The sequence below is a fragment of the Caballeronia sp. LZ028 genome, from assembly GCF_031451415.1.
Taxonomy (GTDB): Bacteria; Pseudomonadota; Gammaproteobacteria; order Burkholderiales; family Burkholderiaceae; genus Caballeronia; species Caballeronia zhejiangensis.
On the sequence record NZ_JARUXN010000004.1, the window covers coordinates 723,884 to 746,612 of the forward strand.

Genomic DNA, 22,729 nt, shown 5'->3' on the forward strand with positions numbered 1-22,729 from the left:
TATCGGTGTGATGAGACGGCGACGTTCCTCGCGAGGAGCGTCGCCGCTTGTACAAAAAAGCGCAGGAAATGTCATGAAGCACACTTTTGAGCAGTTGCGCCTCGACTCGGTCTCGCGCAGCTTCACCAACGCCGAAGGTCAGCAACTCGCGGCGTTGAAGGGACTCGATCTGAACATCCAGCGCGGCGAGTTCATCGCGCTGCTCGGACCGTCGGGCTGCGGCAAGTCGACCGCGCTGAACTGCATCGCCGGATTGCAGCCGTTGACCGGCGGCGGCATCTGGCTCGACGACAAACGTATCGACGTGCTGCCGCCCGAAAAGCGCGGCTTCGGCATGGTCTTTCAGAACTACGCGCTCTTTCCGCACATGTCGGTGCTGGACAACGTCGGTTTCGGATTGAAGATGCGCGGGGTATCCAAGGCCGAAGCGACGAAGCGGGCGAAAGCCGCGTTGCAACTCGTGCAGCTGATCGGCCACGACGCCAAGCTGCCCGGTCAGCTTTCCGGCGGCCAGCAACAGCGCGTGGCGATCGCGCGCGCGATCGTCATCGAACCGCCGCTCGTTTTGATGGACGAGCCGCTCTCTAACCTCGACACCAAGTTGCGCATCGAAATGCGCGCCGAGATTCGCCGCATCCACGGCAAGCTGGAGCGCGCGACGATCTACGTCACGCACGATCAGGACGAAGCGCTCTCGATGGCCGATCGCATCGTCGTGATGAAAGAGGGCGTCGTGCAGCAGGTCGCGTCGCCGAAGGAAGTCTATTCGCGTCCGAAGAACCTGCACGTCGCGCGGTTCATGGGCTTTCGCAATGTCGTGCAGGCGACGCTCGAAGGCACGCAGGGCGATTGCGTCGCGGTGAACGCGAACGGCGTCAGGCTGCTCGGCACGCCGATGGAAGGCTTCGACAGCAAGCGCGTTGCGGTCGCGCTGCGTCCGGAAGACATGGAGCGCGTCGCGCCCGGCACGGAAAACGCGTTCGACGCGCACGTCGAAGTCGTCGAGTACGGCGGACGCGATTCGCTCATCATCATCGATACGGCGTTCGGCAAGCTCTGGGCGCGCATCGCGGGCGAATGCAGCGAAGGCGAGCGCATCACGCTGCGCGTCGCGCCTTCGAAGACGCTCGTGTACGGAGAAGAAAAATGATCGCGCTTCCCGCGCAGCGCGATCCGAAGGGCTGGCTCGTAGCGCCCGCGCTCATCTTCATTCTCGCGCTGTTCATCTATCCGTTCGCCTACGGGCTGATGCTGTCGTTCAATCCGATGAACGGCGGCGGCATATGGGCGAACTACGTCACGTTCTTCACCGATTCGTCGATGTGGCCGACGATCATCGTCACGCTCAAGCTCGCCGTGCCCGCGACGATCATCAACGTCGGCGTATCGGTGCCCGTCGCGTTCGCGCTGCGCCGCACGTCGCCGTGGCAGAAGTTCGCGACGACGCTGCTCGTCGTGCCGGTGACGCTCGGCACCGTGCTGATCGCCGACGGCATGCTCACGTACTTCAGTCCGAACGGCTGGTTCCCGCAGGCGTTGCAGGCGCTGCATCTCTACGGCGATGAAGTGCGTCTCACGCACAACTACTGGGGCGTGCTGATTTCGCTGATCGTGTCGGGATTTCCGTTCGCGTTTCTGCTGACGCTTTCGTACGTGACCGGCATCGATCCGACGCTCGCGCGCGCGGCGGCCACGCTCGGCGCGAATCCGTGGCAGCAGTTCCGTCAGATCTATCTGCCCTTGCTGTTGCCCGGCCTCACGATGACCGCGTGTCTCTCGTTCGTGCAGGCGTTCTCGGTGTTTCCGTCGGCGGTGCTGCTCGGCGCGCCGGCCGGCCCGACGCGCGTGATCTCGATCGCCGCATCGGAGGCTGCGTTCGAAAACTACGACTACGCGCTCGCATCGACCATCGCGATCGTGATGGGCTTCGTGCAGTTGCTCGTGGTCGGCGGCATGCTCGGCGCGCGCCGCTTCTTCTATACGGGTCCGGTGACGGGAGGCAAGGGATAATGACGACCGATAACCGCGCGGCGTCCGGCTGGCAGGCCGGCGCCCCGACTCGAAGCACGGGCAAACAGATGAAACAGCAAGCGAGCCTGCGCGCCAGGCTATGGAAGTTCTTCGTCTGGACGACGATGGCCTTCTTCCTCGTCAACGTGCTGCTGCTGATCGCGACGGTCGCCGTGAATTCGGTGGCGACGCGCTGGTTCGGCACGCTGCTGCCGCAAGGCTTCACGCTGCACTGGTACGCGCAGGCGTGGAGCGACTTCCAGCTTTCGAGCGTGCTGCTCGTGACGCTCGAAGTGGTCGGCGCGGTCGTGCTGCTGTCGATCGCGCTCGGCGTGCCCGCCGCGTATGCGCTCGCCCGCGTGCAATTCCCCGGCAAGCGTTTCGCGATGCTCGTCTTCCTGCTGCCGCTGATGGTGCCGCCCGTGACCTACGGCATCCCGATGGCGACGGTCATGTACAAGTTCCATCTCGCGGGCACGCTGACCGGCGTGATCCTCGCGAACCTGGTGCCTGCGCTGCCGTTCGTCATTCTCGTGATGACGCCGTTCATCGAGCAGATCGATCCGAATCTGGAATCGGCCGCGCGCATCTTCGGCGCGAACACGGCGAAGTATTTCCGCTACGTGCTGCTGCCGCTGCTCGTGCCGGGCATGCTGGCTGCCGGCTTGCTGGTGCTGGTGCGGACCATCGGCATGTTCGAGCTGACGTTCTTCACCGCCGGTCCGACGACGCAGACGCTCGTCGTCGCGCTGTACTACGCGGTGTTCTCGACGGGCGTGCGCGCGCCGCAGTCCATCGACGCGATGGCGATGATCTACATGGCCATCACGATGATCTGGGTGCTGATCGCGTTGCAGTTCGTGAGCCCGACGCAGCTCGTGTCGCGCGTGAAGGAACAGAAGCAGTGACGAAATTTCGTGCAGTTGGAGAGCTGAACGCGGAACCGCGCCTGAGTATCGCGAGCGGGCCGCATGTGATCGAAATTGCGCCGATGGCGGGCGGGCGCATCACGCGCTTCGCCACGCGGGATGCGCGCGGATTGCATGACTGGCTCGCGCCGGTGACAGTCGCGAGCTGGTCTTGCGATGCGTGGCCCAAGGGCGGCAGCTATCCGCTCGTGCCGTTTTCGAATCGCGTGCGCGATGCGCGTTTTCCCGCGCCGGACGGTTCCGTCGTCGAACTGGCGACGTTTCCAGGCATGACGCACGCATTGCATGGATTCGGCCAGTACGCGGCGTGGAGCGTCGAGTTGCACGAGGCGGATTGCGTCGTGATGCGTTACACGCACGGCGAGGGCGAGCACGGCTGGCCGTGGGCGTTCGAGGCCGTGCAACTGATCGAGGCCAATGCGGATGGCGCGCGGCTGTCGATGCGTGTCGCGAACCGGTCGTCGAGCCCGATGCCGGTCGGCCTCGGTTTTCATCCGTATTTCGTCGCGCTGGAAGCCGAACTCCATACGACGACGCATTGGCGTCACGAAGCCGAAATCGCGATCGAGCCGACGGACGAACGTCCCGCGCTTCTCCACCAACGCGAGACGGAAGGGTACACGCGCTATCTGAGCGGCTGGGACGGCCGTGCGACGCTGCATTACGCCGACGGCCGCACGCTCGGATTGATCGCCGACGACGCGCTCGGTCACGTCGTCGTGCATTGTCCGGCCGGGGCGGGTTATCTGTGCGTCGAACCGGTGTCGCACGTGAGCGACGGCTTCAATCTCGCGGCGCAGGGCTTGCGCGGGACGGGCATCGCCGTCATCGAGCCAGGTAGTGAAATACAGGCGTCGCTCTCGATGGCAGCCGGCGCGAACCCGGCCCGGCACGACGGCGCCGCCGCCTAACGCGCGCTTCGACACAGGCGCGCTCGCGGACCGCGCGGCAGCGCGATGCGTTCGCGGGCAGCACGCCCCCGACGATGCAAATATCCGTGTTCATGGCGCACCTCCATCGACTCAGCGCGTGAGCGGCATCGAAAAGAACGATTCGACGAGATCGACGATGCGCCACGTCGCGCAAGGCCGACGGCAATGGGCGTCGAAACCGGCGTCCTTGAGCGTCTGCACCGGATCGGCGGGCCACACGTTGCTCATCGCGACGAGCAGGCGGCCGGTGACATCGCCGTCCGTACTCAACGTGCGCAGAAAGACGTAGCCGGATTCGTTGTCGAGGCTCGTGTCGAGAAGCAGCGCGTGCGGATGCCAGCTATTGACCAGCGCGCGCACCGACTTCAGATCCTGCGAAAGGATGACCTGCAAGCCTTTGAGCCGAAGTTGCACGGCGAGCGAATCGCCGATCGACTTGTCCTTGTGGGCGATCAGCACACGGCGCGATGCGTCTCCGGTACGCGCCCGCTTGATGCGCCACAATGCGAATTCGCTTTCGCTGGCGGCCAGACGGCTTGACATCTCATCCTCCATTCTCGTTTTGGGTTACGTGGTGATTCGACTGCGTTCAGTTTCGGCCGAACGTGGCGGTCGCTAAACCCGGCGCGGGAGGGGAACGCGGGGGATTTTGGGAGACTGCCGAATGTATCCCTGCGAAAGGAGGGTGGAAGTCGGGCAAGGCGCGCGTAATATCGGAACCGTTCTCGGAGCGTCGCAATGGAAAATGGCTATTTCAAAACTGTGTTGCTAGTAGAGGACGAAGGGCTCACCAGGAGCGCGATGAAAAGCCTGATCCTGGCGAACGAGCCTTTGCTCGAAATCGACGAAGCCGATGGAGTCGAGCAGGCGAAAGCCAAGCTTTCCGCCAATACCTACGATCTGATGTTTCTCGACTACCACTTGCGCGGCCAGGCGACCGGCATGGATCTGCTCAACTGGATCCGCGAAGAAGAACGCGAAGTCCAGACGATCATGCTGTCGGCGCAGGATGACCGCGACACGGTGCTCGAATGCATCAAGAACGGCGCGTGCGGATTCATCTCGAAGGGCAGTGAGCAGGGCGCGGGCGTGTTTCGCGAGGCGCTGAAAACGATTCTGAACGGGCGCGTGTATTTGCCGAATACGGTGCTGGGCAAGGGCGGTCACAGCCCGAAGCCGGTTTCGCCGCACGCGGGCGTGACGATCGAATCGCTCGAACTGCCGCCGCGCCTCACCGAGACGCTGCGCTCTCTGCTGCAAGGGCTGTCGAACAAGGCGATCGCGCGAAAGATGAACATCAGCGAAAACACCGCGAAGGAATATTCGAGCGATCTGCTCGCGCGCTTTCACGTCACGCGGCGAACGTTTCTAATCGTCGAAATGGCGCGGCGCGGGATCGAAATGCCGATGAGCAATACGTCGTCGGCCTCCTGAGCCTCCCGTTTCTCTTCCTCGACGCGGGCGCACCGAAAGGGCGTCCGCGTCGTCTTTTTTTCATCGGTCCGATGAATCATCCCGGGGATGGTAAGGTAGAGCCCGGACTAAATTTGAGATGGGGTCAGCGTAGGTGATTCGCAGGATGACGTTCACGAAAATGCAAGGCGCCGGCACGGCATTCACGGTGACAGCGGCGCTGCTTCTTGGCGCATGTGCGCCGCTTCCGCAGCAGAACGACACGGACGCGGCCGCGGCGGCATCGGCGGCATCGGCCGCGCAAGCGGCTCAGGCGGCGGTCAAGGCGCCCGTCGCGCCGGCGCCGCCGGGGGAAAGGCGCATCATGGTCGGCACCGCGAACGGCTATCACCTGATGCTCAAGACGACGCCGCCATCGCAAGTCTGCGACGACAACGCGTTCGCCGACGGCGTGCGCTACGGCTATGCGCTGACATGGAACCGGCTCGTCAGCGAAGACGTGCGCAACGGCGGCAAGGCGAAGCGCAAGTTCGACGCATCGGCCGTTCATTCCCAGGACGATCAATACAAGATCCAGTGGGAAGGAAAGGAGCGCGTCAACGCGTGCGCGTCGGATGGTTATCTGATCGGGCGTGTCGTCGGGACGCATCTCGCCGGCGTCGACATGCGCAACGGCAAGCCCTCCTGAAGCGCGGAAACCGGGGTTAATCGCAGGTGTGCGTCGCGGTGACGTAGCGGCCGGCCGCCGCGATGTCGCCGTAGATCGTGTAGCCCGTGCCGTTCGCCGACGCCTGCGCGATGACGAGCACCAGCGACTGGCTCGTCCGGCCGCCGCTGGGCCCGGAGACGGCCAGCGTGTCGGAGCTCGGCGAGTATTCGCGCACGCGCGGCGCGATCGGCGTCCATTTTTCCTTCACGCAGCGGACGAACTCGTACGGCTTGTACTGCGACGTGCCCGACCCGAACGGGACGGTCTTGAGCAGGGCGTCGTCGGTCGAAACGCAGGCGCTCAGGGCGCACGCGCCGATGGCGGCGAACAAGATCGATGTGGTTTTTCTCATGATTCCGATGCCTTTTTCTGTAGTATCCGCTTAAGCTACCGACCCGCGTCTATTCGATGCCCGACAAGCTTCACGGCCGTCGATCCTAACCGTTTCCCTGACAAACCGTAAAGCATGGGCGACCGCTCGTTCGTGCCGGTCGCGCTGTCCGGAACTCCGCGCCAGATCTGAAAGCCAGCTTCCGATCCGTAGTTTTCCCAATATTGGTCAAGTCGGGTCAACCATGGCCGTTATATAGGCGTTTCACACGTTGAAGCCTTTTGTATGGCGCGAGCGCGGGCGGCGGGAGCCGAAATGGCGCTCTCCGTCCGCGCGAAGTCCCGGCAATGCGTGGACCCCGATAACCTTGACGTACCGTTGCCGTCGTCGATTCGCTGACGAAACGCAGCGTGAGCCAGTTTCATAGAACGCATGTCTCGCACAAAGTTGCTCGCCCGGCTTCGCGCCATTTCCCCGATCGGACGTTTGTCCGGCGGCGTCGATCTTCAGCGGCTCGCCGCGCCCGTGCTCACGGTCGTCATCTGCGTGCTGCTGCTCGTCGTCTTCCAGCATCTTTCGCGCTCGGTCGATTACAAGTCGGTCATGCACTCGCTGCGCATGATGACGGCGCAAGCGTGGTTCGCCGCGCTGTTCGCCACCGCGCTCAGCTTCGCCGCGCTCGTCGGGCGTGACGCGGTGGGGCTGCGTCACATCGGCGTCGCGGTGCCGCGGTCTTTGTTGTGGGTCGGCGCGACGGTCGGTTCGGCGCTCGGCAACGTGACCGGTTTCGGCGCGCTGACGGGCGGCGCCGTGCGTTGCCGCGTGTACGGCGCGGCCGATGTCACGCCCGCGCAAGTCGGCCGTCTGACGATTTTCACGAGCATCACGCTCGCGCTGTCCCTCGCGTTCATGGCCGCCGCCGGCATGGTGTTCGGCGCGGAGACGCTCTCCGGCATGATGCACCTGCCGCCGGCCGCGTTGCGCGCGACCGGCGCGGCGCTGCTCGCCGTTTTCGCCGCGATGGTCATCGTCTGCGGCCGCGAGCCGCGCACTTTGCACTCGCGCTGGAAGTGGCTGTCGTTCACCGTGCCGGCGCGCCGCGATTTCGTCGCGCAGGCCGCGCTCGCCGTCGTCGACGTGTTCGGCGCCGGACTCGCGCTCTGGGCGCTCCTGCCGAATCCCCAGGTCGGCTTCGGCGAATTCATGACGGTCTTCTCGGCGGCGATGCTGCTCGGCATGATCGGCCATACGCCGGGCGGCGTCGGCGTGTTCGAGGCGGCGATGGTCTTCGCGCTCGGCGGCAGCGCACAGACGCCGGACGTCGTCGCCGCGCTGCTCGCGTATCGCGCGATCTACTTCGGCTTGCCGCTGATCCTGTCGGCCGGCGTCATGGCCGCCTTCGAAGGCCGCGCGCTGAAAGGCCGCTTCAATTTTCTGAGCCCGCATCACGTTTCGCAGCTTGCGCCGTTGTTCCTGTCGATCGTCACGTTCGCGGCAGGCTCGATGCTCGTCATCTCGGGCGCGACGCCCGCGTTCAAGATGCGTATCGCGCTGTTGCAGACCATCGTGCCGCTTTGGGTGCTGGAAAGCTCGCAACTGCTCGGCTCGGTGCTCGGCGTCCTGCTGCTGTTCGTCGCGCGCGGTCTCATGCGCCGCCTCGATGCCGCCTGGTGGCTCGCGCTGATTCTCGCGGTGGCCAACCTCGCGCTGTCGCTCGCGAAAGGTCTCGCGTTCGTCGAAGTGGGCGTGCTCGCGTTTCTCGTCGTGCTGCTCGTCCTGACGCGCGAGCGCTTCAATCGCCGTTCATCGCTCTTCGCCGAGCGTTTCACCGCGACGTGGCTCATTTCGATCGGCGTCGTGATGGCGCTCGCCGTGTGGATCATGTTCTTCGCCTTCCGCGACGTGCCTTATAGCCGCGATCTCTGGTGGCAGTTCGCATTCGACGAGCGCGCCCCGCGTGCGCTGCGCGCGACGCTCGCGGCGGCGCTGTTCGCGTCCGCGTTCGCGGTGTGGCAACTGCTGCGCCCGGCGGCGGGCCGCTTCGTGAAGCCCGCGCCGCAGGATCTCGCCGATGCCGCACGCATCCTGCGCGCGCAGGAACGCAGCGACGCCGGCCTCGCGATGATGGGCGACAAGAGCTTCCTCTTCTCCGAGTCGCGCGAAGCCTTTCTGATGTACGCGAAACACGGCCGCACGTGGGCCGCGCTGCACGATCCGGTCGGTCCGCGCCGCGAGTGGGCCGAACTGATCCGCAAGTTCGTCGAGCTCGCGCACGCGCACAACGGCCGCGCGGCGTTCTATCAGGTGCGCGCCGATGCGCTGCCGCTCTATCTCGACGCCGGCCTCACGCTGATGAAGCTCGGCGAGGAAGCGCATGTCGCTCTGTCCGACTTCGATCTGAAGGGCTCGCATCGCTCGCATTTGCGCTATGCGATCAAACGGGGCGAGCGCGACGGTCTGGACACCGAAGTCATCGGACCGGAGCGCATCGGAGCAAGCATGCCGATGTTGCGCGCCATCTCCGACGACTGGCTCGGCAGCCGCTCGGCGCGCGAGAAGAGCTTCTCGGTCGCGGCGTTCAACGAGGAATACCTCGCGGCGCAGTCGGTGCTGCTCGTGCGCCAGCAGGGCGAGCCGGTCGCGTTCGTCACTTTCATGACGACCGACATGAACACCGAAGCGACCGTCGGCGTGATGCGCCATGTTTCGGCCGCGTCGCCCTACGCGATGGAATATCTCTTCACCAAGCTCGCGCTGCATCTGAAGGAAGCGGGTTTCAAGTCGCTGTCGCTCGGCATTGCGCCGCTGTCGGGCATGGAGCCGACGCCGCTCGCATCGCCGTGGCATCGGATGGCCGGACTGGTGTGGCGCTTCGGCGGCCGTTTCTACAACTTCCGCGGTCTGCGCGGATTCAAAAGCAAGTTCCAGCCGCGCTGGGAGCCGCGCTATCTGGCGGCGTCCGGCTCGGTCGGCGTATTTTTCACTTTGGCGGATCTTTCGCTCCTCGCGGGCGGCTGGCGTTCATGAAATTCCTTTGCAAGAAAGCGGCGGCGCTCGTGGTGGCCGCCGTCTGTGGTGTGTCCGTGACGGGTATGGCGCATGCCGCCGAGTCGATCTCCGGCGGACGTTACGGTCAAGTCCAACTCACGAAGCCTGCGGGCGACATGACCGGCTTCGTCGTGCTGTTTTCCGAGAAGAGCGGCTGGACGCCGGCCGATCAGCAGGCCGCCGATGCGCTCGCCGCCAAGGGCGCGATGGTCATCGGCGTCGACACGCCGCGCTATGCCGCGCGCCTCGCCGCCGACAAGACCGAGAAGTCCTGCCACAACCTCGTCGGCGATGCGGAAAACATGAGCCATCAGCTCGAACGCACCGTTCAGTCGAATCGATATTTTTCGCCGATTCTCGTCGGCACCGGGCAGGGCGCGATGGTCGCGGAAAGCGCGCTGAAGCAAGCGCCGGACAACACCGTCGCGGGCGCGGTCTCGCTTGCGGCCGACCCGATGCTCGACCCGCGTTTCAATCCGTGCGCGCCGGATGCGACCATCATCCACGCAAAGGGTTTGCCGGGCTTCTTCGAATACACGGCCGTGCTGGAAGCGAACCGCTCGAAGGCCGACGCGCTCGTCGCGATGACGGCGCCGCGTCTGAAAAAAGCCGGGCGTCCGACCGAGAACGATGTCTCCGATCTCCCGCTGATCGAACTGCGCGCCGCGCAACCGACCGACTTGCTGGCGATCGTGATTTCCGGCGACGGCGGCTGGCGCGATCTCGACAAAACGATGGCGCTGGCGCTGCAACGCGATGGCGTGTCGGTGATCGGCGTCGACTCGCTGCGTTACTTCTGGAGCGAGAAGTCGCCGCAGCAAACCGCCGACGATTTGGCGCGAATCATCCGCACGTACAACGCGCGCTGGCATACGAGCCATGTCGCGCTCGTCGGCTATTCGTTCGGCGCGGACGTGATGCCGTTCGCGTACAACCGTCTGCCGGACGCAGTCCGCGCGCAGGTGTCGTATATCTCGCTGATGGGCTTCGCGCCCGACGCCGACTTCCAGATTCGCGTGACGGGCTGGCTCGGCATGAAGGCGAGCGACAAGGCGCTGAAGGTGCGGCCGGAATTCGACAAACTGCCGCCATCGATGGTGCAGTGCATCTACGGCGCGAACGAAGAAGACACGCTGTGTCCCGCGCTGACGAAGACGGGGATCGAAGTGGTGAAGCTGCCGGGCGATCATCACTTCGGCGGCGACTACGATGTGCTGGCGCGGCGGATTCTCGCGGGCTGGCGCAAGCAGATCGCGGCGCGGCAGCAATAACGCAGCGCCGCGACCGGCTTAATTGAGCGGGCCGAGATAATCCCGCTTGCCGATCGGCGCGCCGAGATGGCGCAGGATGTCGTGGGTCGTGACGACGTGGAAATAGAAGTTCGGCAAGCCGAAGCCGAACAGATAATCGTCGCCTGAGAACGACGGCGAGAAATCCGGGAATTTCAGCGTGACGGTGCGCGTTTCGCAGCCGGCGAGCGAAGCCTTGTCGATGCTCTTCAGGAACGCGATCGTCTTCTCGATGCGCGCCTGCAGCGCCGGAAAGCTGTCCTCGTTGTCCTCGAAGCGCGGCGCCTCGATGCCCGCGAGACGCGCCGCCGAGAGCTTCGCCGTGTCGCTCGCGCGCTGGATCTGCGCGGCGAGCGGCAGCATGTCGGGCGCGAGGCGCGCGTTGATCACATCGGCGTGAGCGAGGCCTTTTTCATCGGCGAAGGCGGCGCCTTTCTTCAGCAGATCCGCGCAGACTTCGAGTCCGCGAATGAAGACCGGAATCGATGCGCGATACATCGTGAGGGACATGGGTTGCGCTCCTTGAGGTTTGGATTCGACAGCGACAGGGGTCACAAGCATAGCGCCGCGCCCGGTTGCCTGCTCGAATCGGCCGGAGTCACTCACGAACGGGAAGCCTGCGCATGCCGCGCTTCCCACGCGCGCACGTCGGCCTCGTAGCGCTCGAGCGCTTCCCTGTACAACTCGAACACGCACTGATTGCAGCCGCTGCGGCAGCAGTCTTCCGGCAGCGGACGCTCGGGCGGCGTCGGGCGAGGATCGTCGGCGGGGCGGGATGGATCGTTCATCGCTTCATTGTGCATCGGCTTCGCTGAGCGGACGCGGGCGGCTAGACTTTGGCTGCGGCGCGCGTCATGCGCAATGCGATACTGCGCGCGGGGCGGCGATTGCGCCCCGTCATCACGTCGATCGGATCGAGGAACTCACGCGATGAATCAGATCGTCAGCCTTGCGATCTCCGCTGCGCTCGCGAGCGCTTTGCTTGGCGGCTGCGCGGCGCCCGGCCAGCAGCCGGAGTCCGGCGCTCAAACGGCCTGGCACGCCGAAATCCGCCGCACGCAGGACGGCATTCCGCATATCCGAGCGGCCGATTGGGGCAGCCTCGGCTTCGGTTTCGGCTACGCGCAGGCGCAGGACAATCTCTGCACGCTCGCCGATGGCTTCGTCACGTATCGCGGCGAGCGCTCGGCGTATTTCGGCGCGGATGCACGCCCGACGTCGGCGGCGACGTTCGGTCAGCCGCGCAACATCGACGCCGATTTCTTCTTTCGTCTGGTCGGCGATCAGGCGGCCGTCGAGCGTTACCGTGCGGCGCAATCGCCCGAATTGCGCGATCTCATCGACGGCTTCGCGAACGGCTACGACCGCTATCTCGACGACCTCAACGCCGGCAAATTTCCCGAGGCACATGCGGCGTGCCGGGGCAAGCCGTGGGTCGACAAGATCAGCGCCGACGATATCTACCTGCGTCTGATCGCGGCGAATCTCGCGGGCGGCTCGGCGCGTTTCGTGACGCCGATCGCGCTGGCGCATCCGCCGAAACCGGGCGCGGCGGCCCCGCGCGGCGACAACGCCGACGCCGACGCCGCGCGGACCGCGCTCGATTCGCTGCGGTTTCCGATAGGCGAAAATCCGGGCATCGGCAGCAATGCGCTCGCGTTCGGCGCGCAGATCACGCGCGACCGGCGCAGCATCCTGTTCGGCAATCCGCACTGGTTCTGGCGCGGCCCGGACCGTTTCTATCAGGCGCAACTGACGATTCCCGGCCAGATGAACGTCGCGGGCGTGTCCTTTCTCGGCGTGCCGCTGATCGTCCTCGGCTTCAACGAAAACATCGCGTGGACGCATACGGTGTCGAGCGCGCGGCGTTTCGGCATCTTTCGGTTGACGCTCGATCCCGCCGATCCGACGCGCTATCTCGTCGATGGCCAGAGCGAAGCGATGACGCCCGTGCCGCTCACCGTGCGCGCGCGCCGCGCCGATGGCACGTATGAGTCCGTGTCGCGCACGCTGTACAAGACGCGCTTCGGGCCGGTCGTCGATCTGTCCGCGATGGCGCAAGGCCTCGGCTGGACCGCGCAAACCGCCTTCGCGATCGCGGACGTGAACGTCGACAACACGCGCGCCTTTCAGAACTTCTTCGCGTGGAATCAGGCGCGCTCGCTCGCCGATTTCATGACGATCCAGAAGCGCTACGCCGGCATGCCGTGGGTCAACACGTTCGCGATCGGTCGCGACGACGTGCGCGTCTGGTTCGCGGACATCGGCCCGATCCCGAACGTGCCTGACGCGCTCGCGCAATCGTGCACGCCGCCCGCCGGACGCGCGTTCGCGGCCCGCGCGCCGGGCGTGCCGTTCCTCGACGGCTCGAAAAGCGCGTGCGCGTGGCGCGTCGATGCGACGAGCGCGCAGCCGGGCGCGTTGCCGCTGGAGCAACTGCCGAGCGCCGTGCGCGGCGACTACGTCGGCAACTTCAACGACAGCTACTGGCTCACCAATGCGAATGCGCCGATGTCTGGCTATCCGCGTATTGCGGGCGCGGCGCGCGTCGAACAATCGCTGCGCACGCGCTACGGCCATCTGCTCGCGGCGCGTCTGCAGCGCGAACGCGGCGGCGTGACGCGCGAGGCGCTCGAATCGGCGGTGCTCGAGACGCACTCGATGTCCGAGCGGCTGTTCCGCCGGCCGCTGCTCGACGCCGTGTGCACGGTGAACGAAGCGGGCGGGCCGCTGCACGAAGCCTGCGAGGTGTTGCGCAAGTGGAACGGCACGGCGGATATCGACGCGCGCGGCGCGAACCTGTGGGACGAGTTCTGGCAGCGCGCGATGCAGATCGCGCCCGAGCGCCTGTACGAATCCGGCTTCGATCCGAACAAGCCGCTCGCGACGCCGGGCGGCTTCAACATCGACAATCCTGCCGTCGTGCAGGACTTGCGTCAGGCGCTGGGCGGCGCGGCGCTCGCGCTGAAGCTGAACGGCTTCGCGCTCGATTCGCGGCGCGGCGACATCCTCTACACGACGCGCAACGGCGCGCGCGTGCCGCTTTACGGCGGCTGCGACGAAGCGGGCTATTTCACGATCGTCTGCGCGCGGCGTCCGCTCGATCCCAAGGGCTATCCGATGGACTCAAGCGGCCAGGGCGACAGCTACGTGCAAGTCGTCACCTTCGGCGAAAACGGCGTCGAAGCCGACACGATGCTGTCGCACTCCGAATCGGACGATCCGGCATCGCCCCATTCGGGCGACGCGACGCGCGCGTTCGCGGCGAAACGCTGGGCGCGCTTTCCCTTCACCGAACAGTCGATCGACTCCGATCCGGCGGTGACGCGCGTCGTCGTTTCGGGAACGCGCGACGGAGGGCCGGGCGCGCCGAAACGTTGAAAAAAGTCGCGGAAAACGTGCGCGCGCGGCGCGGCGGCGGTCGAACCGCGGGCAAATCCCGTCTATGATGGAAGTTTGCCTCGAAGGGAAACACGGTCATGACTATCGGCGACAGCACGCATCACGACGAAGCAGTACGGCTCGATTCCGTCGCGCTGCGGGATTTCGTGGATCGCAAATGGAATGACGAAATCGTGCCCGCGCTGACGGACTACATCGCCGTGCCCGCGAAAAGCCCGATGTTCGACAGCGACTGGGCGCGTCACGGCTTCATCGAACGCGTGGTCACGGACGCCGTCGACTGGATCAGGACGCAGCCGGTCAAAGGCCTGAAGGTCGAAATCGTCCGCTTGCCGGAGCGCACGCCGGTCATTTTCTTCGAAGCCCCCGCCACGCGCTCGGGCAGCACCGAAACAGTCGTGCTGTATGGCCATTTGGACAAGCAGCCGGAATTCGAAGGCTGGCGCAGCGATCTCGGTCCGTGGACGCCCAAGCTCGAAGACGACAAACTGTACGGCCGCGGCGGCGCCGACGACGGCTACGCGACCTACGCGAGCATCACCGCGCTGGCGGCGCTGGATGCGCAGGGCGTCGAGCGTCCGCGTTGCGTGGGTATCATCGAGACGTGCGAGGAATCGGGCAGCTACGATCTTTTGCCGTATATCGATGCCTTGCGCGACCGGCTCGGCGATGTCGGCCTCGTGATCTGTCTCGATTCCGGCGCGGGCAATTACGATCAGCTCTGGCTCACGACGTCCCTGCGCGGCCTCGTCGCCGGCGATCTCGAAGTGCAGGTGCTGGACGAGGGCATTCACTCGGGCGGCTATGGCGGCATCGCGCCGTCGGCATTTCGAATCTTGCGGCAACTGTTCGAGCGCCTCGAAGATTCGAGCACCGGCAATCTGCTGCCGGAAAGTTTTCATTGTCCGATTCCGATGCTGCGCCGGCGCGAAGCCGAAATGACCGCGCGCATTCTCGGCGACGATGTCTGGAAGAAGCTGCCGTGGGCGTGCGGCGCCGATGGCGGCAGCGTTCTGCCCACGACGACCGATCCGCGCGAGGCACTGCTCAATTCGACCTGGCGGCCGTCGCTCACGGTGACGGGCGCGTCGGGCCTGCCGCCGCTGGCCGATGCCGGCAACGTACTTGCGCCGCGCACGGCGTTCAAGCTGTCGCTGCGCTTGCCGCCGCTCGTCGACGCTGCCAGTGCGATCGTCCGCCTGCAGCGGCTGCTCGAAATGGATCCGCCGTACAACGCCAAGGTGACGTTCAAGCCCGAAGCGGGCGCGGCGACGGGCTGGAATGCGCCGGATCTCGCGCCGTGGCTGCGCTCGTCGCTGAATGAGGCGTCGAAACGGCACTTCGGCGCGGATGTCGCATACATCGGGCAGGGCGGCACGATTCCGCTGATGAATACGCTCAAGGAAGGCTTCCCGCGCTCGCAATTCATGGTGTGCGGCGTGCTCGGTCCGAAATCGAACGCGCACGGTCCGAACGAATTCCTGCACGTGCCGTACGCGAAGAAGCTGACGGCGTCGGTGGCCGAGGTCATCGCGGCAGCGCCCTGAGGCCGGGCGGCCGAACTTCTGTCTGGAGAAAGCCCGGTTCGTCCGGGCTTTTTTTCGGCCGATTTCAGCGATTTCGTAAAAACAAAGTGGTAAGGCCAGTTGATCGTCTGTAAAGTGATAATCCGCGCGCATCTCGAAAAGCAGAGCGCGAGCCATCAACTATGGAGACGAGTGTCGCAATGAATGCATCCCCCACGTCCACCCCATCCGCCACTGAACGGCGCATCGCCGCCGACACGCTGCACGCGTACGTCCGCGCCATCTGGGAGTCGGCCGGCAGCGCGCCGCGCGAGGCGGAACTGGTCGCGGATCACCTCGTGATGTCGAACCTTTCGGGCCACGATTCCCACGGCGTCGGCATGATCCCGCGCTATGTCGCGTCGCTCTCCGAAGGTCAGTTGCAGCTCAACACGCACGCCGAAATCGTGCGCGATGCGGGCGCGGTGCTGACCGTCGACGGCCGCAAGGGCTTCGGTCAGGTTGTCGCCTACGAGGCGATGGAGCACGGCATCGAGCGCGCGAAGAAGCTCGGCGTATGCGCGGTCGGCTTGCGCAACGCGCACCACATCGGGCGTATCGGCCACTGGGCGGAACAGTGCGCGAAGGCCGGACTCGTATCGTTCCACTTCGTGAACGTGGCGGGCGATCCGCTCGTCGCGCCCTTCGGCGGCATCGACCGGCGCTTCGGCACGAATCCGTTCTGCGCGGCCTATCCGCGCGACGGCAAGAGCCCGCTCGTGCTCGATTTCGCGACGGCGGGCATCGCGTACGGCAAGACGCGCGTCGCCTACAACAAGGGCGTAAAGGTCGCGCCGGGCATGTTGCTCGATCATGAGGGCAAGCCGACGATCGAGCCGAAGGTGATGCACGAGGAGCCGTTCGGCTCGCTCACCGCGTTCGGCCTGCACAAGGGTTCGGGCCTGGCCGCGCTGTGCGAGATCTTCGGCGGCGCGCTCTCGGGCGGCTACACGACGCACGAAGAGACGCTGGAGAGATCGAGTGCGATCATCAACTGCATGACTTCGGTGATCGTCGATCCGAACGCGTTCGATGCGCCCGCCGCGCAAGCAGAGGCCGAAGCGTTCCTCGAATGGATGAAGGCGTCGCCGCGCGCGGAAGGCGTCGATGCGATCTACGCGCCGGGCGAGCCGGAAGAGGCGCGTCGTGCGGACCGCGGCGCGAACGGCATCGCAATCGATCCGACGACGTGGCAGCAAATCCGCGATTCGGCGACGAAATCGGGCATGCCGGAAGCGGAAATCGAAAAGTTCGCGGCCGCGCTGCAGTAATTGCGCGAAGCGGTAGCCGCGGCAAATTGGTCAAGCCAATTTGCCGCGCGAACTTCACTCAAGCAGTCAATTCCGTTTCGATCCATTCGACCACCGACGTGCGCGACGGCTGCCAGCCCAGAATCTCGCGGGTGCGCTTGCTGCGCACGCGGCTGTTCGAGCCGAGGCCGTACGAGGCCATCTCGTAGCCCCATTCCTTGATCGCTTCTTCGAGCGGCCAGTCTTCCGGCCCGCGCAGATCGAGCGCCTTCGCCATCGCGACGGTCATGTCGCGGAATTGCGCGTCGCCGCTTTCGACGAAGTAGAACGTGCCCGCAGGCGACTTTTCGAGCGCGAGCCGATAGATGGTCACCACATCGTCGATATGCACGTTCGACCAGATGTTGAGGCCACGCCCCACATGGCGCACGATGCCGCTCTTGCGCGCCTGTCGTTCCAGACGCGGCAACTGCACGCTCGCGGTATCGCGCACCGCGCCGTGGCCGTAGATCAGCGTGTTGCAGAGCACCGTCGAGCGCACGCCACGCTTGGCGGCGTCGAGCACGAGATTGTCGATCGCTACGCGCGGCGCCTTGTCGGGCGTCGGCTCCGGCAGGTCGTCCTCGGTATAGATCTTCTCCGATGCCTCGCCGCCCGATGCGTCGCCGACGATGCTCGATCCGCTCGTATGCAGAAACGGCTTGTTCGTGCCTTCGAGCGCGCCGATCAGCGTTTCGACCGCGCCGCGATGATCGCTGCTCGCCGCGTTGATGACGGCATCGGCCGCGTGCGCTTCGGCGGCGAGCAAGGCCGCGTCGTCGAGACTGCCGATCACCGGTTCGATGTTCAGGCGTTTCAGTTCGTCGGCCTGTTCCGCGCGACGGATGAGGCCGCGCACGCGATGTCCGTTCCGCGCGAGTCCCGCCGCGATCGAGCCGCCGATGAAACCGCCCGCGCCCGTGATGAAAACGTCCATGTTCTTGCTCCGTTGAATGTTCAAACTGCGATGAACACAGTATGAGCCGCTTCGACTTTCGCAAAAACGGTGATAGTCTCAAATGAAACTTGACTCGGAATCAATAATCCGAGGCCATCCACCCAACGCGACCGACGATGCCACCGATCGAACTCATCAACGCTCCGGGCCTGCCGATTCCCGCCGGACACTACAGCCACGCGACGCGCGCCGGCAATCTCGTCTGCGTTTCGGGTCAATTGCCGATGCGCGCGGACGGCACGCATACCGGCGATCTCCCGTTCGACGAGCAGGCCGAACAGACGCTTTCGAATCTGCGCACCGTGCTCGAAGCCGCGGGTGCGAGCCTCGCGGATTGCATCGAGGTGACGGTGTATCTCGTCGGCGTCGAACACTGGAAAGCGTTCAACGAGATCTACGCGCGTCACTTCGGCGCCTGGAAACCGGCACGCGCCGTCGTGCCGGTCGGCGCGCTGCACTACGGCTATCTGCTGGAAATTTCCGCGCGAGCGTGGGTCGAACGCGTCTAGCCGTTACGCGAGATCGAGCGATTTTGTCAGGTCGCCGAGCGGCGCCTGACCGCTTGCGGCGAACGCGCGATCCCGCGCGGCCACGCCGTCCAGCGGCGCGAGATCGTGCACGCGCGAGATGAAGCGCAGGATCGAGTTCGTGTCATACACGGTGTGATCGACGTAGCCCTTCTTCGCGAACGGCGAAATCACGAGCGCCGGGATGCGCGAACCGGGCCCCCAGCGATCGCCCTTCGGCGGCGAGACGTGGTCCCACCAGCCGCCGTTTTCGTCGACGGTGACGATCACCACGGTGTTCTCCCATTGCGGCCCGCGCCGCAGACGCTCGATCACGTTCGAAATATGCCGATCGCCCGAAGCGACATCCGCATAGCCCGCGTGCATGTTGAGATTGCCCTGGGGCTTGTAGAACGTGACGGCAGGAAGGCGGCCCGCGTCGATGTCCGCGAGCAGCTTGTTCGTCGACGGATCGTCGCCAAGTCCCGCGTCGCGCAAATGCTGCGCCCGTGCGGCCGTGCCCGGCGCAAAGTTGGCGAAGTAATTGAACGGTTGATGGTGGTACTGGAAGTCCGGCACCGCGCCGGTGTCCCGATGTTCCAGTGCGTACTGCCACGCGCCGCTGTACCACGCCCAATCGACGTTCTTGTCCGACAGGCGGTCGCCGATCGTCGCGTACGTCTGCGGCGGCAATACCAGCGCGTTCGAGCGGTCCGCATAGCGCGAGTCGCCGCCTTGCGGAGGCGGCACGTTGCTCGGCTGATACGGCGGGAACATGGTGTTGACGGCGTATCCGTCCGCCGTGAGCGCGCCGTCGCGCACGTACTTCGGCGGGCCCTCGAGCGCGGATTTGGGCGAATCCGGGGCGAGCTTCAGGCGCGAACCGGCAGGATCGTCGCCTTCGACGACCGCGAGCAGCTTCGCAGCCGGGCTGCCTTTGACATCGGGATAGAAGGGCGCCTGCGCGGAAATGAGGAAGATGTGGTTCAGCCAGGAGCCGCCGAACGCCGACATGAAGAAGTTGTCGCAGAGCGTGTATTGCTGCGCGAGCCCCCAAAGTTTCAGCGTTTCGGGTGAGTTTTGGTAGTGCCCCATGACGAGGCCGCCCGAATCGCCCCACGCCGCGAACTGGTTGTTGCGCCCTGCGTTGATCTGCATCTGATTCTGATAGAAGCGATGCACGAGATCGCGCGTGATGACGGAATTGGGCAGCGGCGCACCGTGCGCGTCTGCGATCTGGAAGGGCGCGTTGCGCAGATCGATGATCTGCTGCTCGGTGATCGCGTAGCGCTTGCCGTCGACTTCCTGCGCCTGCGGCACAAGCCCGTCCCAGATTTTCGGCAGCGTGGGCATGGGCGTGACGCCATCGCGATCGAGTTGCGTGTAGTGCGATGCCGGCACCGCCGACAGCGGATATTGCACGCCCGGATAGTTGCCGTAGAGATTCGTGAAGCTGCGGTTTTCCGCGTAAATCACGACGATGTGCTGCACTTTCGCGGCGAGCGTGCGGTCGAGTGCGATATCGGCGGCAGTTTTCGGGGTGGTCGGCTTGTTTTCGAACAGATTGCACCCGCCGAGCGACAGCCCCGCCAGGCCCACGCCCGCGGCGAGCAGCCGCCGCCGCGCGGGGTCGGCGGGTGCGTCGCCTGCTGGCGTATCGTTGCCGGAAGGAAGCTCGTGCTGCGGATGATCGTTTTCATTCATCGCCTGACTCCTCGTGAATATGCGGCCCACGCCCGTTGACGCACGCTGCATGATCGACGCCGAAAGATGACGCGCCCGTTACCGGCGCCCCGACTTGAACCGCTCTGCGTGCGGCTCAACTGAGTGGGGATGATGCCGCATCGTCCCGCCGCGGGAAACCCGGCCGAACGACATAGGCAAAAAACAGGAATATCGTACGAATCGGCCTATGTCTTTTGGCCGACTGGAAAGCGCGAACGACCGTGACTAACATCAACTGAACACGAGCTTTGCTCCGACGAGAACGAGCGTCGCGGCGAGAACGTGACGGAGTAACGCTTCCGGCGCCTTGGTCGACAGCATGCTGCCAAGGGCGATGCCGGGAATCGAGCCCACGAGGAGCGAGGCGAGCAAGGACCAATCGACTGAGCCGAGCATCCAATGGCCGGTGCCGGCAATCAGCGTGAGCGGCACCGCGTGAGCCACGTCCGAGCCGACGATGCGCGCCGTCGCTAGACGCGGATACAGCAGCAGAAGTACAGTCACGCCGATTGCGCCTGCGCCCACGGAAGTGATCGAGACCAGCAGGCCGAGAATCGCGCCGGTGAAGACGGTCCACGCGGCGGTACGCGTCGGGTGTTCGGGGCGGCCATGTCCCTTTTTGTAGGCAAGGCGCGCGAGTTGCGGCCGGAAGATCAGCGAAACCGCCGTGATAAGGAGCGCGGTGCCGAGTATCAGCTGGATGAGCCGCGCGGTGCCCGGCGCTGTCAAACCGTGTTCGTGCAGAAAGTAGAGTGTGATGGCCGCAGCGGGCACGCTGCCCGCCGCGAGACGGCCGGTGATGCGCCAGTCGACCGAACCCTTGATGCCGTGCACGAGCGTGCCGGCCGTCTTGGTCGCGGTGGCGTACAGCAGATCGGTGCCGACGGCGGTCGCCGGATGTATGCCGAACAGCAGGACGAGCAGCGGGGTCATCAGGGAGCCGCCGCCGACGCCCGTCAGGCCGACCAGGAAACCCACTGCGAGACCTGAGGCAGAATAAAGTAAGTCGATATGCGGAAATGACATGCCGGACGCCCGCAACCCTTGCTGGGCGGGGCTGTTTAACGTTCATCCAAAATTTGTCCGAATCGCGACTCTTGGCTTCGGACATCCTTGTACGACTCGGTCATCGCGGCCGACCGACGCCCGAAAATTGCCCGGGCAAAATCCTTTCCTTTTTCCTGCAAACGGAGGCGCGCCGGGAGCGGTCGGATTTCGTGAGAACCTTTCGGCGTCGCGGCTTAGGGCGTCCCGATTTCGCGCGCGTCCGCGAAGTACTCTTTCAGCGATCGGAGCCCAAACGCTGCGCCGGCCTTCTAATGAAACCGTGCGCCTCCCGGCAGACGCCTTTTAGCGCTGGCCGGACAAAAGGGCTAAGAGCATAGCACTCTTCAGCTATGGCTCGCGGAGCCTATGCCGAACTGACCAGCCTGGCCGGCCTAGACCGCAGTTGGGCTTGCGCGTTGTCCCGATTCGATCGAGAACACGCGCGCGATTGCCGGAATGCGTCGAAGCAGGAAAACGAACCCGACGGCTAACGCCATTTCCGAAGCAGCGAAGACGAACCACGGCGTGGTCGGCGCGAACAGCCACTGAGCAAAAAGATTGAGGGGATAGTTGAACGCGAATATGGGCAGCGTGTTTTTACCGAGAAAACTGAGTGCGCGCGACGTCGCGGTGAGCCGGGCTAACCTGGCCAATGCCCATATCCCACATATTGATGCGAGGAGGAACAGCGCTGGATTACCGATAGTCTCGCCGGCGAGGTTCGCTGCTTTGGGATTCCACAGCGAAGCGATGATCCATCCGAGCGCGCAAAGTGGCAGCGTCCAAGCGGGAAAACGCCTGCCGTCCAGCATTTTGGATTCGGCTGCAACGAAACCCAGGTGGAAATAAAAGAGCGCGACAAAAGCGATCTTGATGTTCCAGGGTGAGAAGCCTTTCACGAAGGCCATTAACGTGCAGCCGACGACCAATGATGCGGCGATCACGACATGCACAACGTGTCGCGCGTACCGGGTCAACGCCGCGTACATGGCTTCGGTGCAGAACAGGCAAGTTAGAAACCAGAGCGGCGTGCAATAGAAAGTAAGATTCGATCGAGGTATGGAATACGCCGTACCCCCGAGTTGCACGAAGAATTGGGAGAGACTGGTTGTATTCCCAAATAGAATCGACGGGAAGATCGCGATTGTGGCGGCGACTGCGTACGGCATCAGAAGGCGTCGGGAATTCCTGCGCATGACCTCTAGCGGACCTCTCTTGCCGTTGAAAAGGTATCCAGACAGGAAAAAGAACAGAGGCATATGACACGAGTAAATGACTCGGAAGAGCCACTCTGGCAAACCAATGGCGTGTCCAAGGACAACAAGAACGATCCCGATCCCTCGGGCTGCGTCGATTGTTCTGTTGCGCAAATCCACCTCTGAGTTCGCTCAAAAAGCGCAATTTTAGCCCAAGCCATTGCCACATAAGGCCGAGAGGCTTATGGTCCGACATATCGAGATGACATTGCGCGCGGAGAACGCGTCAGGCGTGGGCGGGTCGAAAGGCTGTCGATGACAGCGGGTAAGCGCCCCCGAACGCCTCACGAAACCCTTCAGATTACTTTCAGGAAGGTGCA

The 22,729-nt window shown here is 64.6% G+C and carries 20 protein-coding genes; 12 read left to right on the forward strand and 8 right to left on the reverse strand.

Going from position 1 to position 22,729, the window contains the following annotated elements:
* Positions 1-73: 73 nt before the first annotated feature.
* The 4 genes from QCE58_RS26100 to QCE58_RS26115 are packed head-to-tail and all read left to right on the forward strand — an operon-like array spanning position 74 to position 3,850.
* Complete coding sequence (locus tag QCE58_RS26100; RefSeq protein ID WP_008353423.1) at positions 74-1,150, forward strand: ABC transporter ATP-binding protein; 1,077 nt, start codon at positions 74-76, stop codon at positions 1,148-1,150.
* Positions 1,147-2,010 (forward strand): ABC transporter permease, encoded by an 864-nt coding sequence (locus QCE58_RS26105; protein ID WP_175979312.1) that lies wholly within the window; start codon positions 1,147-1,149, stop codon positions 2,008-2,010. Before QCE58_RS26100 ends, QCE58_RS26105 begins: the two co-directional genes overlap by 4 nt.
* Entirely contained in the window at positions 2,010-2,918 is a 909-nt protein-coding gene (locus QCE58_RS26110) for an ABC transporter permease (RefSeq protein WP_033536134.1), read from the forward strand. Before QCE58_RS26105 ends, QCE58_RS26110 begins: the two co-directional genes overlap by 1 nt.
* The gene (locus QCE58_RS26115) at positions 2,915-3,850 is read left to right on the forward strand and encodes an aldose epimerase (protein ID WP_250521657.1); all 936 of its coding nucleotides are present in this window, start codon (positions 2,915-2,917) and stop codon (positions 3,848-3,850) included. Before QCE58_RS26110 ends, QCE58_RS26115 begins: the two co-directional genes overlap by 4 nt.
* 111 nt (positions 3,851-3,961) lie before the next feature.
* Here QCE58_RS26115 and QCE58_RS26120 read toward each other — a convergent pair whose 3' ends face one another.
* Complete coding sequence (locus QCE58_RS26120; protein ID WP_008353416.1) at positions 3,962-4,414, reverse strand: response regulator; 453 nt, start codon at positions 4,412-4,414, stop codon at positions 3,962-3,964.
* A gap of 195 nt (positions 4,415-4,609) precedes the next feature.
* On the opposite strand from QCE58_RS26120, the gene QCE58_RS26125 reads away from it, so the two are divergent.
* Complete coding sequence (locus QCE58_RS26125) at positions 4,610-5,305, forward strand: response regulator transcription factor (RefSeq protein WP_309780490.1); 696 nt, start codon at positions 4,610-4,612, stop codon at positions 5,303-5,305.
* A 145-nt stretch (positions 5,306-5,450) separates the two neighbouring features.
* Positions 5,451-5,972, forward strand: a complete 522-nt coding sequence (locus tag QCE58_RS26130) for a hypothetical protein (protein ID WP_008353414.1) — start codon at positions 5,451-5,453, stop codon at positions 5,970-5,972.
* Positions 5,973-5,988: 16 nt separating this feature from the next.
* Here the strand turns inward: QCE58_RS26130 and QCE58_RS26135 are convergent, their stop codons facing one another.
* Positions 5,989-6,345, reverse strand: a complete 357-nt coding sequence (locus QCE58_RS26135) for a hypothetical protein (protein ID WP_250521658.1) — start codon at positions 6,343-6,345, stop codon at positions 5,989-5,991.
* A gap of 411 nt (positions 6,346-6,756) precedes the next feature.
* Here QCE58_RS26135 and mprF point away from each other — a divergent pair, with 411 nt between their 5' ends.
* Together mprF and QCE58_RS26145 are read left to right on the forward strand one after the other, a co-directional pair.
* On the forward strand, positions 6,757-9,351 hold the full coding sequence (gene mprF, locus QCE58_RS26140) for a bifunctional lysylphosphatidylglycerol flippase/synthetase MprF (RefSeq protein WP_250435741.1): 2,595 nt from the start codon (positions 6,757-6,759) through the stop codon (positions 9,349-9,351).
* The gene (locus QCE58_RS26145) at positions 9,348-10,643 is read left to right on the forward strand and encodes a virulence factor family protein (RefSeq protein ID WP_250435742.1); all 1,296 of its coding nucleotides are present in this window, start codon (positions 9,348-9,350) and stop codon (positions 10,641-10,643) included. Before mprF ends, QCE58_RS26145 begins: the two co-directional genes overlap by 4 nt.
* 18 nt (positions 10,644-10,661) lie before the next feature.
* Here QCE58_RS26145 and QCE58_RS26150 read toward each other — a convergent pair whose 3' ends face one another.
* Positions 10,662-11,171: a DUF1993 family protein gene (locus QCE58_RS26150; RefSeq protein ID WP_250521659.1), complete on the reverse strand. Its 510-nt coding sequence runs from the start codon at positions 11,169-11,171 to the stop codon at positions 10,662-10,664.
* Between the two features lie 92 nt (positions 11,172-11,263).
* Complete coding sequence (locus QCE58_RS26155) at positions 11,264-11,449, reverse strand: oxidoreductase-like domain-containing protein (RefSeq protein ID WP_372492483.1); 186 nt, start codon at positions 11,447-11,449, stop codon at positions 11,264-11,266.
* 142 nt (positions 11,450-11,591) lie between these two features.
* Here QCE58_RS26155 and QCE58_RS26160 point away from each other — a divergent pair, with 142 nt between their 5' ends.
* From QCE58_RS26160 to QCE58_RS26170, 3 genes are all read left to right on the forward strand, one after another.
* Entirely contained in the window at positions 11,592-14,042 is a 2,451-nt protein-coding gene (locus QCE58_RS26160; RefSeq protein WP_250521660.1) for a penicillin acylase family protein, read from the forward strand.
* Positions 14,043-14,140: 98 nt separating this feature from the next.
* Positions 14,141-15,610 carry a M20 family metallopeptidase gene (locus QCE58_RS26165; protein ID WP_034471776.1) on the forward strand — a complete coding sequence of 490 codons (1,470 nt, stop codon included), beginning with the start codon at positions 14,141-14,143 and terminating at the stop codon, positions 15,608-15,610.
* Positions 15,611-15,789: 179 nt separating this feature from the next.
* Complete coding sequence (locus tag QCE58_RS26170) at positions 15,790-16,899, forward strand: malate/lactate/ureidoglycolate dehydrogenase (protein WP_250521661.1); 1,110 nt, start codon at positions 15,790-15,792, stop codon at positions 16,897-16,899.
* 58 nt (positions 16,900-16,957) lie between these two features.
* Here the strand turns inward: QCE58_RS26170 and QCE58_RS26175 are convergent, their stop codons facing one another.
* A complete protein-coding gene (locus QCE58_RS26175) occupies positions 16,958-17,854 on the reverse strand; it encodes an NAD-dependent epimerase/dehydratase family protein (protein ID WP_250521662.1) in 897 nt (298 codons plus the stop codon).
* Positions 17,855-17,991: 137 nt separating this feature from the next.
* Between QCE58_RS26175 and QCE58_RS26180 the strand changes: the two genes are divergently transcribed.
* Entirely contained in the window at positions 17,992-18,384 is a 393-nt protein-coding gene (locus QCE58_RS26180) for a RidA family protein (protein WP_008353398.1), read from the forward strand.
* Positions 18,385-18,387: 3 nt separating this feature from the next.
* Here QCE58_RS26180 and QCE58_RS26185 read toward each other — a convergent pair whose 3' ends face one another.
* The 3 genes from QCE58_RS26185 to QCE58_RS26195 form a co-directional block, all read right to left on the reverse strand.
* Positions 18,388-20,085: an acid phosphatase gene (locus QCE58_RS26185; protein WP_250521663.1), complete on the reverse strand. Its 1,698-nt coding sequence runs from the start codon at positions 20,083-20,085 to the stop codon at positions 18,388-18,390.
* Between the two features lie 252 nt (positions 20,086-20,337).
* Complete coding sequence (locus QCE58_RS26190) at positions 20,338-21,132, reverse strand: sulfite exporter TauE/SafE family protein (RefSeq protein ID WP_175979322.1); 795 nt, start codon at positions 21,130-21,132, stop codon at positions 20,338-20,340.
* A gap of 413 nt (positions 21,133-21,545) precedes the next feature.
* A complete protein-coding gene (locus tag QCE58_RS26195; protein ID WP_250521664.1) occupies positions 21,546-22,529 on the reverse strand; it encodes an acyltransferase family protein in 984 nt (327 codons plus the stop codon).
* Positions 22,530-22,729 lie beyond the last annotated feature (200 nt).

Bases quoted from the DNA above. Each gene is read 5' to 3' on its own strand.
- QCE58_RS26100 (WP_008353423.1), top strand. From the start codon at position 74: ATGAAGCACACTTTTGAGCAGTTGCGCCTCGACTCGGTCTCGCGCAGC.
- QCE58_RS26105 (WP_175979312.1), top strand. From the start codon at position 1,147: ATGATCGCGCTTCCCGCGCAGCGCGATCCGAAGGGCTGGCTCGTAGCG.
- QCE58_RS26110 (WP_033536134.1), top strand. From the start codon at position 2,010: ATGACGACCGATAACCGCGCGGCGTCCGGCTGGCAGGCCGGCGCCCCG.
- QCE58_RS26120 (WP_008353416.1), bottom strand. From the start codon at position 4,414: ATGTCAAGCCGTCTGGCCGCCAGCGAAAGCGAATTCGCATTGTGGCGC.
- QCE58_RS26125 (WP_309780490.1), top strand. From the start codon at position 4,610: ATGGAAAATGGCTATTTCAAAACTGTGTTGCTAGTAGAGGACGAAGGG.
- QCE58_RS26130 (WP_008353414.1), top strand. From the start codon at position 5,451: ATGACGTTCACGAAAATGCAAGGCGCCGGCACGGCATTCACGGTGACA.
- QCE58_RS26135 (WP_250521658.1), bottom strand. From the start codon at position 6,345: ATGAGAAAAACCACATCGATCTTGTTCGCCGCCATCGGCGCGTGCGCC.
- mprF (WP_250435741.1), top strand. From the start codon at position 6,757: ATGTCTCGCACAAAGTTGCTCGCCCGGCTTCGCGCCATTTCCCCGATC.
- QCE58_RS26145 (WP_250435742.1), top strand. From the start codon at position 9,348: ATGAAATTCCTTTGCAAGAAAGCGGCGGCGCTCGTGGTGGCCGCCGTC.
- QCE58_RS26150 (WP_250521659.1), bottom strand. From the start codon at position 11,171: ATGTCCCTCACGATGTATCGCGCATCGATTCCGGTCTTCATTCGCGGA.
- QCE58_RS26155 (WP_372492483.1), bottom strand. From the start codon at position 11,449: ATGAACGATCCATCCCGCCCCGCCGACGATCCTCGCCCGACGCCGCCC.
- QCE58_RS26160 (WP_250521660.1), top strand. From the start codon at position 11,592: ATGAATCAGATCGTCAGCCTTGCGATCTCCGCTGCGCTCGCGAGCGCT.
- QCE58_RS26165 (WP_034471776.1), top strand. From the start codon at position 14,141: ATGACTATCGGCGACAGCACGCATCACGACGAAGCAGTACGGCTCGAT.
- QCE58_RS26170 (WP_250521661.1), top strand. From the start codon at position 15,790: ATGAATGCATCCCCCACGTCCACCCCATCCGCCACTGAACGGCGCATC.
- QCE58_RS26175 (WP_250521662.1), bottom strand. From the start codon at position 17,854: ATGGACGTTTTCATCACGGGCGCGGGCGGTTTCATCGGCGGCTCGATC.
- QCE58_RS26180 (WP_008353398.1), top strand. From the start codon at position 17,992: ATGCCACCGATCGAACTCATCAACGCTCCGGGCCTGCCGATTCCCGCC.
- QCE58_RS26185 (WP_250521663.1), bottom strand. From the start codon at position 20,085: ATGAATGAAAACGATCATCCGCAGCACGAGCTTCCTTCCGGCAACGAT.
- QCE58_RS26190 (WP_175979322.1), bottom strand. From the start codon at position 21,132: ATGTCATTTCCGCATATCGACTTACTTTATTCTGCCTCAGGTCTCGCA.